Source organism: Pseudidiomarina sp. (genome assembly GCF_033722695.1).
Lineage (GTDB): Bacteria > Pseudomonadota > Gammaproteobacteria > Enterobacterales > Alteromonadaceae > Pseudidiomarina.
Genome location: NZ_JAWVYM010000039.1, coordinates 1 through 13912, shown reverse-complemented (window position 1 = coordinate 13912; position 13912 = coordinate 1). Strand labels below are relative to the sequence as shown.

General features: G+C 53.9%; 11 protein-coding genes. 6 read left to right on the top strand and 5 right to left on the bottom strand.

The genetic code is table 11. From position 1 onward, the window contains the following. Both cysN and cysD read right to left on the bottom strand, forming a co-directional pair. Positions 1-1026 (bottom strand): sulfate adenylyltransferase subunit CysN (gene cysN, locus R3196_RS10110; RefSeq protein ID WP_318936651.1); only part of this gene is annotated, 1026 nt, incomplete at its 3' end. Continuing rightward, positions 1026-2009 carry a sulfate adenylyltransferase subunit CysD gene (cysD, locus tag R3196_RS10105; protein WP_318936652.1) on the bottom strand — a complete coding sequence of 328 codons (984 nt, stop codon included), beginning with the start codon at positions 2007-2009 and terminating at the stop codon, positions 1026-1028. The genes cysD and cysN, both read right to left, overlap by 1 nt. A gap of 142 nt (positions 2010-2151) precedes the next feature. Between cysD and R3196_RS10100 the strand changes: the two genes are divergently transcribed. Beyond that, entirely contained in the window at positions 2152-4044 is a 1893-nt protein-coding gene (locus tag R3196_RS10100) for a nucleoside-diphosphate sugar epimerase/dehydratase (RefSeq protein WP_318936650.1), read from the top strand. A gap of 24 nt (positions 4045-4068) precedes the next feature. Here R3196_RS10100 and cysQ read toward each other — a convergent pair whose 3' ends face one another. Continuing rightward, positions 4069-4920 (bottom strand): 3'(2'),5'-bisphosphate nucleotidase CysQ, encoded by an 852-nt coding sequence (gene cysQ / locus R3196_RS10095; protein ID WP_318936649.1) that lies wholly within the window; start codon positions 4918-4920, stop codon positions 4069-4071. Between the two features lie 177 nt (positions 4921-5097). Here cysQ and R3196_RS10090 point away from each other — a divergent pair, with 177 nt between their 5' ends. Together R3196_RS10090 and R3196_RS10085 are read left to right on the top strand one after the other, a co-directional pair. Then, positions 5098-5328, top strand: a complete 231-nt coding sequence (locus R3196_RS10090; protein WP_318936648.1) for a hypothetical protein — start codon at positions 5098-5100, stop codon at positions 5326-5328. A 126-nt stretch (positions 5329-5454) separates the two neighbouring features. After that, positions 5455-8193: an EAL domain-containing protein gene (locus R3196_RS10085; RefSeq protein WP_318936647.1), complete on the top strand. Its 2739-nt coding sequence runs from the start codon at positions 5455-5457 to the stop codon at positions 8191-8193. Here the strand turns inward: R3196_RS10085 and R3196_RS10080 are convergent. Together R3196_RS10080 and R3196_RS10075 are read right to left on the bottom strand one after the other, a co-directional pair. Then, positions 8157-8588, bottom strand: coding sequence for a hypothetical protein (locus R3196_RS10080; RefSeq protein WP_318936646.1), 432 nt, complete (start codon positions 8586-8588; stop codon positions 8157-8159). The two genes, R3196_RS10085 and R3196_RS10080, sit on opposite strands and share 37 nt — an antisense overlap. Before the next feature lie 132 nt (positions 8589-8720). Next, positions 8721-9884: a DcaP family trimeric outer membrane transporter gene (locus tag R3196_RS10075; RefSeq protein WP_318936645.1), complete on the bottom strand. Its 1164-nt coding sequence runs from the start codon at positions 9882-9884 to the stop codon at positions 8721-8723. 161 nt (positions 9885-10045) lie between these two features. On the opposite strand from R3196_RS10075, the gene acs reads away from it, so the two are divergent. The 3 genes from acs to R3196_RS10060 form a co-directional block, all read left to right on the top strand. Next, the gene (gene acs / locus R3196_RS10070; RefSeq protein ID WP_318936644.1) at positions 10046-12004 is read left to right on the top strand and encodes an acetate--CoA ligase; all 1959 of its coding nucleotides are present in this window, start codon (positions 10046-10048) and stop codon (positions 12002-12004) included. A 19-nt stretch (positions 12005-12023) separates the two neighbouring features. Then, on the top strand, positions 12024-12671 hold the full coding sequence (locus R3196_RS10065; RefSeq protein ID WP_318936643.1) for a response regulator transcription factor: 648 nt from the start codon (positions 12024-12026) through the stop codon (positions 12669-12671). 113 nt (positions 12672-12784) lie between these two features. Beyond that, positions 12785-13912, top strand: a 1128-nt coding sequence (locus tag R3196_RS10060) for a S8 family serine peptidase (RefSeq protein WP_318936642.1), incomplete at its 3' end; no start/stop codon positions are given.

The window sequence follows — 13912 nt, the reverse complement described above, 5'->3', positions numbered from 1 at the left end:
TTCCTGCATCCAGACGACTTTCGCGCGCAGGCGGTTACTCATATGCGGCAGTGCGTCTTTCTCCACAATCATATCGCCCCGGCTGATATCAATTTCATCATTCAGGGTAAGGGTTACTGCCAACGGTGCCGCGGCTTCTTCCAGCTCGCCGTCGAAGGTCACTATGGATTTGATGGTCGACACCTTGCCGGAGGGTAATGCGCGAATGGTAGCGCCAACTTTGACAGTTCCTGATGCTATGGTTCCGGCAAAGCCACGGAAGTTCAGGTTCGGGCGGTTCACATACTGCACCGGAAAGCGAAAGCTTTTATTGGCGTTAGCGCGATTAATTTCAATGGTCTCGAGGTATTCAATCAACGTTCTGCCGCGGAACCAGGGCGTGTTTTCGCTGCGGTTAACCACGTTGTCGCCTTCCAGGGCTGAAATCGGCGCAAAGTGGATATCCGGAATATCTAATTGCCCGGCTAACTTCAGGTATTCGTCCTGAATCTCTTTGTAGCGGTCCTGCGAGAAGTCCACCAGATCCATCTTATTCACTGCGACGATAACGTGCTTGATACCCAGCAAGCTCACAATAAAACTGTGGCGGCGAGTCTGGGTCTGTACGCCATGGCGGGCATCAATCAGGATAATCGCCAGATCACAGGTGCTGGCACCGGTTGCCATATTGCGGGTGTACTGCTCATGGCCGGGGGTATCGGCGATAATAAATTTGCGCTTGTCGGTGCTGAAGTAACGGTAGGCTACATCAATGGTGATGCCTTGCTCACGTTCTGATTGCAAACCGTCAACCAGCAGGGCCAGGTCAATACGCTCGCCGGTGGTACCCATAGTTTTGCTGTCTTTGGTGATAGCAGCCAGCTGATCTTCAAAAATCATTTTGCTGTCGTGGAGCAGGCGGCCGATCAGGGTGCTTTTGCCATCGTCGACGCTGCCACAGGTGATAAAACGAAGCAGCTCTTTATTCTCGTGCTGATCCAGATATTTTAAGATGTTCTCTTCAATTAACGGGGATGCATGGCTCATCAGAAATACCCTTCCATTTTCTTTTTCTCCATCGAACCGGCGCTGTCGTGGTCGATCATCCGGCCCTGGCGCTCCGAGGTCGTGGTAAGCAACATTTCCTGAATAATTTCAGGTAAGGTCGCGGCGCTTGATTCAACGGCACCTGTCAACGGGTAACAGCCCAGTGTGCGGAAACGAACCATTTTCATTTCTGGCTTTTCACCGGGTTCAAGGGGCATGCGATCGTCGTCGACCATGATTAAGGTGCCGTCACGCTTAACTACCGGGCGTTCTTTGGCCAGGTAGAGGTCAGGAATTTCGATGTTTTCTAAATAAATGTACTGCCAGATATCCAGTTCAGTCCAGTTGCTTAATGGAAATACCCGGATGCTTTCGCCTTTGTGCACACGGCCATTGTAGATATTCCAGAGTTCAGGGCGCTGGTTTTTCGGATCCCAACGGTGCTTCTTGTCGCGAAATGAATACACCCGCTCTTTAGCGCGGGATTTCTCTTCATCACGACGGGCACCACCGAAGGCTGCATCGAATTTATATTTATCCAGGGCTTGCTTCAGTGCCTGAGTTTTCATGATATCCGTATGTACTGAGCTGCCATGAGTGAACGGGCCTATGCCTTTCGCGATACCCTCTTCATTGGAGTGGGTAATAAGTTCCAGGCCATGTTCTTTTGCCATGCGGTCGCGGAATTCAATCATCTCGCGAAACTTCCACGTGGTATCTACATGCATCAGCGGAAACGGAATCTTGCCTGGTGCAAAGGCCTTACGGGCCAGGTGCAACAATACGGAAGAGTCCTTACCCACGGAATAGAGCATAACGGGGTTCTGGAATTCAGCGGCAACTTCACGGAAGATATGAATCGACTCCGCTTCGAGTTGCTTAAGGTGAGTTAGTTTCTGGCTCATGGCGCTAGAGCTTCCTTGACTGCTTAGTGGCTTGAATGACGCGTCTGCGGTGCGCGTTGAAAAACTGTTGTATTGTATCTTTGTGCCGGACGATTATCTACCGTTTTCAGGGCCTGGTTGATGTTGCGCTTGTTACACCCTTTTAACATGGTTATACTGGCGTCGCGCCTAATAGTTAGTACATATAAACAGAATCCACTGCAGCCAGGATGTATCGCACGTGAATCTACTTTTTAACTTATTGCAACTGCCCCGCACCGCAAAACGCGGAATTAGCTTATTGGCTGATACGGTTGCGATACTTGCCGCTCTTACTATTTCTTATTGCCTGAATTTTAAACTGGTCCCGCCGGGCCAGCCCTGGTTATTTGCGGCTATTGGCGCCTTAATGGTGTTGGGTTCGATTGCGGTCTTTGTGCGGTTGGGTTTATATCGTGCGGTTATCCGTTATGTGAGTATCCGGGCCTTAGCAGTTGTGCTGTTCGGTGTGCTGATTTCGGTTGCCTGGCTGGTGGTTTTGATCTGGCTATTTGACGTTAGTGTGCCTGTGGTTGCGGTTGTTAACTATGGCTTGATTGCGTTGCTTCTGGTTGGCGGTAGTCGTCTGGCGATGCGCGAAATGTACCATCGTATGGTCAGCCGCGCGAAGCAGCGGGTGCTGATTTATGGCGCAGGTTCTGCGGGCCGGCAGTTGGCCCAGGCATTGATGAATGGCGAGCAGTTTCATCCTGTACTCTTTGTTGATGACGATGAAACCCTGCAGCGCTCAACTGTTATGGGCATTCGGGTTATCGATCCCGATAAGGTACCTGAAGCGGTAAAGAAAAATAAAGTTGAGCGGATTTTACTGGCGTTGCCGAGTGCTACCCGTTCGGTGCGTAAAGAAATTCTGGAATCGCTGGAGCATCTGAACGTCAAAGTTCAGACGGTTCCCGGCATGGCCGACATGGTCACCGGCGAGCTGGCGATTGATGCGTTGCAGGATGTCCGGATTGAAGACTTGCTAGGGCGCGACCCGGTCGAACCTGAGCCGGCGTTAATGCAACAGCACATTCGGGGCAAGGTGGTTCTGGTTACCGGTGCAGGTGGTTCAATTGGCTCGGAGCTTTGCCGGCAGATTGTTGCACAGAAACCCGCTGCTCTGGTTCTGTATGAGCTCTCGGAGTTCGCGCTTTATAGCATTGATGAAGAGCTGAAAAAGATTTGTAAGCGGCTTAAAGTTTCCGTGCCTGTGTACCCCATTATTGGCACGGTGCAGCGACGTAATCGTATCGAAACCGTATTAAAAACCTTTAAGGTGCAGACTGTTTATCATGCTGCTGCTTACAAACATGTGCCCCTGGTTGAATTTAATATGGTTGAGGGTGTGCGTAATAACGTATTTGGCACCTGGCATACCGCTGAAGCGGCAATTACCGCCGGTGTTGAGCAGTTTGTGCTTATCTCCACTGACAAGGCCGTGCGTCCGACTAACGTGATGGGTACGACCAAGCGGTTGTCTGAACTGGTTTTACAGGCCTTAGCCAAGCGCGAGCAGAGCACCCGCTTCTGTATGGTGCGTTTTGGCAACGTACTGGGCTCTTCGGGCTCAGTGGTACCGGTATTTAAAAAGCAGATAGAAGAGGGCGGTCCGGTTACGGTTACGCACCCCGCGATCACCCGCTACTTTATGACTATTCCTGAAGCGGCACAGCTGGTTATTCAGGCAGGTACCATGGGTGATTCCGGTGATGTGTTCGTGCTGGATATGGGCGAGCCGGTCAAAATTGTCGATCTTGCGAAGAAAATGATTCACCTGTCCGGGCTTGATGTTAAAACCGAAGAAAACCCTCACGGCGATATTGAGATTGTTTATACCGGCTTGCGGCCTGGCGAGAAACTCTACGAAGAGCTGCTGATTGGCGATAATGTTGTTGAATGCGCGCACCCACGAATCTGCCGTGCCGAGGAAGACTTCTGGGAGTGGCAGCGTATGTCTGAGCTGCTTACTGAAATCGATGATGCCTGTCAGTACTTCAAGATCGACAAGCTGCGCGAGCTACTGTTGTCTTCACCGGCGGGTTATGAGCCGACTGAAGATGGCGTGAATGATCTGATTTGGAACAAACAATAAAGCGGTCTGTTGTTGACCGCTATCTTAACGCGTCACAACAAACCACGGATTAACCAACGACTCTTTCTGGTTATACCTCAGCTCTTCTCCGTCTACAGTCTTCACACTCCCCCCCGCAGCCTCAACCACGGCGTGGCCGGCGGCGATATCCCACTCTGAAGTCGGCCCCAGGCGCGGATAAATATCCGCGCTACCATCGGCAATGGCACATAGCTTGAGCGAACTCCCCATCGGCACCAGCACATGCGGCTGCGCAAAGAAGTGGCTCAGGGCTTCATCGCCGCGATGGGAGCGCGACACCACAATGCGCACCGGCTCGCCGGCAGCTGGCCCTGGCTGTTCACGCAGGTTCAGAATCGCGAATCTGTCATTTGACAGATTAAACCTGTCATCTGACATCTTGTAAGCTACAACCTCCCCGCCAAAACCGTTCACTCCAACATACAAACTATCCAGCGCTGGCGCATAGACGATGCCCAGCACGGGTTTACCCTGCGCGATCAGCGCGATATTCACGGTGAATTCGCCGTTGCTGTTGAGAAATTCTTTGGTGCCATCTAACGGGTCCACCAGCCAGTAGCGTTGCCATGTCAGGCGTTCGGCCCAGCTCACTGAATCAGATTCTTCTGAGAGGACGGGTAATGCTGCCAGGTTGCCATCACTAAGTTTAGCCAAGCCGGCGACGATGATCTTATGGGCGGCGAGGTCGGCCTGGGTTAGGGGGGAGCCGTCGGGTTTGTCTGATACGGATGGGGGGTTACCCGTGGTGGAACCACGGGCTACAAAATCTGTATAGATTTCCATAATGGCGGTGCCGGCAGAACGGGCAAGGGTTTCAAGTTCAGTGATCGGTGATTTTATCGACGATTCGTGCATAAAAAACCCTTACAAATAACAAATTTTATTTATTTTACTATGGCATATGACCTGTTCGTATAGCATCGACTCAACATCTTCAACAGGGTAATCTTTAATCAAGATGATGTCAGGTCTGAGTGCGTGACAGTGGGGATGACCATGCCAAGCGATGTACAAGGAACAGAAGGTAAGTATATGACAGTTCCACGGAAGATCACTTTATATAACGGAAACGAAAAATTGTCGGCGCTATCTGTACCGTCAGTTGATGGTAATGGCCAGGCTTTATCTATGATAGACGGCGAACTAAGCCGTAACCCTATTCTGACCCACGCCGTGTTTCGCGATCGCGACGGTAAAGAATGGACGATTGAACGCCACCACAATTTCTTCAAAAAGCTGATGATTCGGTTGATGGCGAAGTAACCGGATTATCCCCATGGTAGAACCACGGGCGACATGTGTAAAATAGCTTAAGCTGCTGTTCAGACCCTGCTTTTTATGGTTATACTGCTGGTAGATTCATAAAAACTCGGGATCACGAGTCAGCCCATGAGAATAATAAAAACAGATCTTCAGGCACGTGCGGTACTACACCTGGTGTCAGCGATGGCGCTGATGCTGTCAGGCATGATTATACTGATCTATCGTCTGGCTGAATCAACGCAACTCTTGCTTTACCATACGGTTAGTTCTTCCCATTCGGTGGTGATGATCTGCCTTGGCGCAGCGATGCTGTTCCGCTGTTTTGGCCCCGGCCACCTCACTAGCGGTACCAGGGCCCTCATCAGCATCTGGAGCTCGCGGATGCTGGCGGTACTGGCGCTGGCGGCCTGCGTTGACGGTATTTTCTTCCATTATTTCGACCCCTTTGACAGCGACCTCCATCCCGTTCCTTTTGTCTTGTTTGCCGTAGCAGCGCTGACGCTGTTATTGCCGGCCTGTCCGCCCCGGCAACGATCCAATCTGCAGAGCACCATCCTTCGCGCCTCAGCCAGTTTTGGGCTGTTGCTGGCGGTAACCGGCCTGGTATTGCTGATCCCCCATCTGGTACTCGAGCAGCCGATACTGGCACGGCATCCCATGGGCAGCCTGGTTGTGGCCGTGTCAATGACGCTGACCGGCCTGGCGCTTTATGCGACGCATTACAGTGGCCGGCGTGAGATTCCGGCCCTGGCCCGCAGCTCTGCGGTATTTACAGCGCTGGTAGTGGTGGTGGTGGTAACCGCTGGTGTGTTTATGTTCGACGCCGAAATGGATGAGATCCGGATGAAGGGCGAACAGGCTATTGAGAACTTAAATACCAGTCGCCGCAACAAAGGGGAGGATACAGTGAACCTGTTCAGCCGGCTGGCTGAGCGTTGGGAAAATTATCCTCACGATGAGCACGACCGGCTGATGGAGCTGGACGTACGGACTTATCTGCAGCAGATTCGTTACCTTGATTCGCTTATCCTGCTTGACGAGCTACGGATTCCGGTCTGGGAGCGGCGCCGCAACGAAAGCGAGAGCTACCTGTTCCTGCTGGCGACTGACCCGCAGGTGCGCGCCCGGCTGGCCGAGTCGCCCGATCCGGTACAGATGATTGTACCCGAGCATCACAGTACCCAGCAGCGCGCTAAGTTATTACTGCGGTTGCCGGTACATTTTTATGATACCGCTACCACCAGTGAGTTCTCGCTGATTGCCGTACTGGACGTGCAGACCATGCTGGCGCCAAGTTCCACTATGTACGGTTCAGGTATTTACACCTTTACCGAGATGCGCGATGGCCGGCTGCTGGATCACTTTGGCCAGTGGGTTACCGGCGAGACCCAGGAGTATCTTGAAGATCATGCGCTGTTTTTAACCAGCAGTGAGCTGACGACTAAGTACAGTAGCGGCACGCCTATATACAGTTATCTGTATGATCTGAGCGAGCTGCAGTCGGTGGCGAATTTACAGATCCTGATTGTGGTGTCGGGCCTGGGCCTGGTGCTGCTGGTTGTGCTGGCAGTCGAGCGGAATACCACCCTGGAAGAGCAGGGCGATCAATTGCAATACCAGGCCGAGCACGACGCGCTGACCGGCCTGCTGAACCGTAACAGTATTGAGAAGCATCTGGCGGACCGCTTTGGTGACCCGAACGGGCTGACCGTACTCTTCATCGACCTCGACGGCTTTACCTTAATTAACGACAGCCTGGGCCTGCAGGTGGGTGATGAATTACTGCGCACTCTGGCCCAGCGGCTGCAGGCGAATCAGCCGCTACGGAGCGAGCTGGCGCGCTTTGCCAGTGACGAGTTCCTGCTGGTGCTGCACGGCCTGACCGAATCGCCGGAGCGGGTTGAGCAACTGGCCAATGATATGATGGCGATTGTGGCGCAGCCATACCGGATTGGTTCGCATAAGATTTACCTGACCGCCAGTATCGGCGTGGCGCATCAGACGGATGATCAGCGCGCGCCACTGGAGCTGATCCAGCGCGCGGACATGGCCATGCACCAGGCCAAAAAGCTGGGCTACAACCACGTTCAGTATTTTGATAAGAGCATGGCGCTGCGGCTGCAGGCCAGTGCGGGTCTGCGTAGCGGTTTGCAGGAAGCCATCGAGAACGACCGGCTGCAGCTGCATTATCAGCCCATTGTCCGTTGTAACGACGAGCAGACTATCGCCGTTGAGGCGCTGTTGCGCTGGGAGACGGCTCCGGGCGAATTTATCAGCCCCGCCGAGTTTATTCCGCTGGCCGAGCGAACCGGGCAGATTGTGCCGCTGAGTGAGTGGGTACTGCGCCAGGCCTGTTCCGATATAGTTAAACTGCGTGAACGCGGAGACTGCCGGGTGGCGGTGAATGTGTCAGCGGTGCATTTTAACCGGGCTAACTTTATCGATTTTGTGCTGCAGACTATTCAGGAATACAACTGTAAGCCCGAGTGGATTGAACTGGAGATGACCGAGTCGATTCTGCTGGAGAACACCAACTATGCGATCAGCCAGCTGCAGGCATTACGCAACCATGGCATTAGTATAGCCCTGGATGATTTTGGTACCGGCTTCTCAAGCCTGAGTTACCTCAAGCGGCTGCCGATTGATAAAGTGAAGATTGACCGCTCGTTCATAGCCGGAATCCGCTCTCATAAGAGTGACCGGGTATTAATCAGCAGTGTGATCAAGATTGCCCAGAGCCTGAACTTTGCAGTGGTTGCCGAAGGCGTGGAAACGCCCCATCAGGCCCAGTTCGTCACCGAGCTGGGGACCAATTACATGCAGGGTTATTACTTCGGCAGGCCGGTGCCTCTGGACGACCTGTAATAGGCCGAGGCTTCTACTTTTTTGTATGGAGCCGCGTCTACTGCAGTCAGGGTATCGTTGCCGTACAGGCCGCCGATGGACTGGCCGCTCATGCGCACGTTTTCAATCCGGGTAATTACCAGCACATTCGCACCATACTGGGCGGCCTGTGCCCGCAGCCGCTCAATCGCATCTTCCAGTTTCTGATCATCATCACTGCGAATCGCCATGGCGTACGTTGTCGACAGATTAACAATCAGTTCGGCGTTGGCTGGTGGTTCTTTCTCCAGCAGCACCTGCGCGCGCTTGATGGGTTCACGGGGTTCGCCGACCAGTTCGGGAACATGGGTGCTGGTGCAGGCGCTCAGGCCCATGGCTGCCAGCAATAACAGCGGTGCTGCAAATAGCTTGTTCATAAAAAGTACCTCGTGTGAATACACAGCTTGATAACGGATTACGTTAAGTATGGTCCTGCGGGATCAAAAAAGAAACCCGCCAGGCGGCGGGTTTATGATTTTCGGCGACAGGGCGTCGCTGGCTCCGGACGATCAGAAGCTGTACATGGCCATAAACTGCAGGCGGGTCATATCGCCATCCAGGCCGCTTTCCAGTTCGCGGGTGGCGCGGGATATTTCACCACCAAAGGTCAGGTTTTTCGCCGGCGAATACAGGTAATTCACGCCGATGCGCTGGGTGGATTCCGTCACGCTGGTTCCCACCAGATTGGTATCCTGGTCAGCCCAACCGCGGCTGTAGACCACACTGGACCGGGCGTTTTCGCTCCAGGCATGGCGGTAGGCAAAGGTCAGGCCCATGGAGTCAAGAGCTTCGAGGGTCCCATCGGCCTGAATCACCGCGCCGTTGTAAGTATTCAGCCCCAGGTAGCGGCCCAGACCGCTGCCGGCGGTAAAGGACGCGCGGATATCATCGCTGCCGAGCTGCCATTTACCTGACAGCGACACCCCATAGGCACCGGCGGTTTCATCATCGCCATCGCCGTCGGTGTCGTAAGCCAGCTGCCGCACAATACCGGCCAGGGCGTAGCTGAAATCACCACTTTTGCCTTTGTATTTCACGGTGAGATCGGGGACCACGCCGTCACTGGAGGTGATGCGTGCCCCGCCGCCAAAAGGCGTGACTGTGGTTTCCGGGTTCTCCAGCGCGAAGCTGAGGTTGCCTTCGGTATAGCGAACCTGGGGCTGGCGCATAAACACCATGCCGTCGGTGGCACCGATAAAGTCGACGGAGTCGGGCAGAATGCTGAGCTCCTGAAAGTTGGACCAGGATTGCCCCAGCAGCCATTTACCGTAAGTGAAATAGGCCTGGCGCAAACGCGGCGCGTAGGAGTTGGTTACGCGTTCATCGCCGGTGGGTACGGTCATAAAGTCCAGCTCGATGCGGCCGGCGATGGTTTCGCCGTTATCCAGTTGCTGCTTCACATTAAAGAAGAAGCGGGACTGGCGGGCATGTACATCAGTCGCTGCGTCATCCGCAGCACCGCCAACCGGGGTCAGGCTGGGAATGTAAAACTGACGGCCGATATTGCCGCTACTGGCAACCTGACCATCACTGTAATCTGAGACGAAGGCGTCCAGCTTAATATAGCCGCCGAAATCCCAGGTCGGGTCTTCTGTAGCATGCGCGGGCGCCATTGCCAGCCCACCGAGGACAGCGCCGGCAATCAGCGATTCTTGTAATTTGTTATGCAGCATTGCGATGCTCCTGTTGGCTTGTGTTCATTATGCGCAAAAAAGCATCCGTTGGATGGGCGAAATAATCAATCTAGACTATGGTCTAATAGTACCGAAAAGCGTTATCCGTGAAGGTAACGGGCATATAACGATACGACTAATTGATGATGTCAGGAGGTTTCATGGAGCACGAGAGTCATCCCAATAATACCTATCCGGTGCCAGCTGATGCGCGCGCACTCGCCTTTATTGATGATGGCGCCTATGAGGCGATGTACAGCGAGAGCCTGAAGGATCCGGAAGGCTTCTGGCGCGAACAGGGGCAGCGGATCAGCTGGTTCAGCCCCTATAAAACCATCAGCGATACCTGCTTTACCGCCGGCGATGTGCATATTAAATGGTTTGAAGAGGGGACCCTGAACGCCTCGTACAACTGTATTGACCGCCATCTGGCCGAGCGCGCCGATAAAACCGCGATTATCTGGGAAGGTGATGATCCTGGCAGCAGCAACGAGATTAGCTACAAGGAGCTGCACACCGAGGTTTCGCGCTTCGCCAATGGCCTGAAAAAGCTTGGCGTAGGTAAAGGTGACCGGGTTGCAATTTATATGCCGATGGTGCCGGCCGCCGTCTATGCCATGCTGGCCTGCGCGCGTATTGGCGCGGTGCATACTGTTATTTTCGCGGGCTTCTCGCCCAATGCCATTGCCGACCGGGTGAATGACTGTGGGGTGAAGGTGATCATCACGGCCGACGAAGGCCGCCGCGGCGGCAAATGTACGCCCCTGAAAGCCAACGTGGATGAAGCACTGAAAAACGGTCGCTGCCCCAGCGTTACCCATGTGGTGGTGTGCCAGGTGACCCACGGCGAGGTGAACTGGAACGACAGCCGCGATATCTGGTGGCATCAGCTGGTCAAAGACGTGCCGGCCGAGTGCCAGCCGGAAGTCATGAAGGCTGAAGATCCGCTGTTTATTCTGTATACCTCGGGTTCTACCGGTAAGCCGAAAGGCGTGCTGCATACCACGGGCGGCTATATGGTCTGGGTGTCGATGACCCATCAGTACGTGTTTGACTACCACGACGAAGATATTTACTGGTGTGCTGCCGACGTGGGGTGGATTACCGGGCACAGCTATATTGTTTACGGGCCGTTGTCCAACGGCGCGACTACGCTGGTATTTGAAGGCGTGCCGACATATCCGGACGTGCGCCGCATCGGTCAGATCATTGACAAGCACGCGGTTTCTATTCTGTATACCGCGCCGACTGCCATCCGCGCGCTGATGGCCAAAGGTGATAAAGCCGCCGAAGGCAGCAACCGCGATTCCCTGCGTATTCTGGGTAGCGTGGGCGAGCCGATTAACCCGGAAGCCTGGGAGTGGTACCACAAGACCATCGGCGATAGCCGCTGCCCGATTGTGGATACCTGGTGGCAGACCGAAACCGGCGGCATTATGATCACGCCGCTGCCGGGGGCCACCGACCTGAAACCGGGCTCGGCCACTCATCCGTTCTTCGGCGTGCAGCCGGCGCTGGTTGATGCCGACGGCAACGAGCTGGAAGGCAAGGCTGAGGGTAATCTGGTGATTAAGGCGTCCTGGCCGGGCCAGGCCCGCACGTTGTGGGGCGACCACGAGCGCTTTGAGCAAACCTATTTTTCGACCTACAAGAATATGTACTTTACCGGCGATGGCGCGCGCCGTGATGAAGACGGTTACTACTGGATCACCGGCCGGGTGGATGATGTACTGAACGTATCCGGTCACCGGCTGGGCACCGCTGAGATTGAAAGCGTGCTGGTGGAGCATCCGGCGATTTCTGAGGCCGCGGTGGTGGGCTATCCCCATGATGTGAAAGGCCAGGGTATTTATGTGTATGTGAGTGCGATGTCCGGTACTGAAGTCACTGAAGATTTAACGAAAGAAGTGCGTAACTGGGTACGCTCCGAGCTCAGCCCGATTGCCACGCCCGACTTTATTCAGTGGGCGCCGGATCTGCCGAAAACACGCTCGGGCAAAATCATGCGCCGTATTCTGCGTAAGATTGCTGCCAATGAGTTTGATAACCTGGGTGATACCTCTACGCTTGCTGATCCGGGTGTGGTAGATTCACTGATAGAGAATCGGCTGAATAAGTAAGAGGTTAGCCACAACCGGCATGGCAAAATTCCTGATTGCTGATGACCATCCATTGTTTCGCGAGGCGCTGCAGGGCGCCTTGACGAACCATTATCCGGATCTGGAACTGCGTGAAGCGGGTGACCTTGAGGAAACCCTGGCGGCGCTGCAGGCTGACCAGGAGCTGGATTTGCTGCTGCTTGACCTGCATATGCCCGGCAGCGGCGACCTCTATGGGTTGATTCGTATTCGTAGTGACTTTCCGCTACTGCCTGTAGCCATTATTTCCGGTTCAGAAGATGCCACCGTAATTGCCAGATGTATAGGCTTTGGCGCCCTGGGTTTCATTCCTAAATCGTTGCCTTCTGTCGATATAGCAAATGCTATAGACGCTATCCTGCAGGGGGACACCTGGGTGCCGCCAGCCGTGCAGGGGCGACTTGATCGCATCTCTAGCGAAGATCACGAACTGGCTCGTAAAGTGGCTGATCTGACCCCGCAACAATACCGCGTACTGTTTTTATTGCATGAAGGCCTGCTCAACAAACAAATTGCCTGGCAGCTGAATATTACCGAAGCCACAGTTAAAGCCCATATCACCGCGATTTTCCGCAAACTGGGGGTGTACAGCCGTACCCAGGCGGTATTGCTGGCAGAGCGGCTGCAACTTGAAGCTCCGGTAAATTAATAAGTTGTTACATAAGTTGTAACAAAATATGTCTGCGGCAAAAAGATTGTTGGCCATTTGCTGGAAATCTGTTTAGATTTAACAGGCTTTATACAATAAAAAAGGAAGCAAATATGAACTTGTCTAATTTTACCCGGAGGTCGGCGCTGGCAGTAGCTATCGCGGCAGCCACCGGTGTCTCAGTGGTAGCCGCACAGCAGATTACCCAGTCTGAGGTAGGCGTTGAAGCAAACGTCCTGCAACAGCAGGCACCGATTAATAAAGTACCCTACGCGCAGCGAAATGCGGTGCAAGAGCAGCGCCCAACCCGCTTCTTGATCGAATTTGAAGAACCTGCAGTGGCCGCCTACAAGGGTGGCGTTCCAGGTTATGCAGCCACCGCTGTGGCTAACGACAGCGACAAACTTGATGTTAAAGCGGCGCCCGTGCAGAGTTACTCCGAGTATCTGCAGCAGCGTCAGCAAAACGTCTTAAGCGCCGTTCAGCAACGCGTAGCCGGTGTTGAATACAAGCGCTCGTTACTGCTGACCTTAAACGGTGCCATCGTTGAATATAATGGCGACGGCGATCTGCAGCAGCTGCTGCAAGGTGTTGACGGCGTAAAAGCGGTTTACCCTGACGAAGTTGTGTACGTGCACATGGATGCCTCGAACGACCTGATCAATAGTCCGGTTGTATGGGAAGCATTAGGTGGCCGGGATCTGGCTGGCGAAGGGGTAAAAGTTGCGATTATCGATACCGGTATCGAGCCCACCCACGCCATGTTCCAGGACAATGGCCATACCGTTCCGGAGGGTTTACCGGAAGACGATTACTGTTCTACAGTTGATGCGACTTTCTGTAACGATAAGCTGGTGTTGGCGCGTTTTTATGACGCCCCGGGCAATCTGCATCCTGATGAATACCCTGATTCACCGCGCGACTATAACGGTCACGGCAGCCACGTTGCCGGTACTGCGGTTGGTAACGAAGTTACCGGCACTTACCAGGGGGTAGGCCTGAACTTCTCCGGTGTTGCACCTGGTGCTTCACTGATGGTGTACAAAAGCTTGTATTCAGTTTCTACTGGTACCGGCTCAGGTATGACCTTAAGCCTGGCGGCAGCACTTGAAGACGCTATGGCTGACGGCGCTGATGTGGTGAATAACTCATGGGGTGGTGGCGCTGGTAGCAACCCGGATAACAGTTATTATCAGGATATTATCCAGAACATGACTGCAGCTGGCATCTTAGTTGTCGGT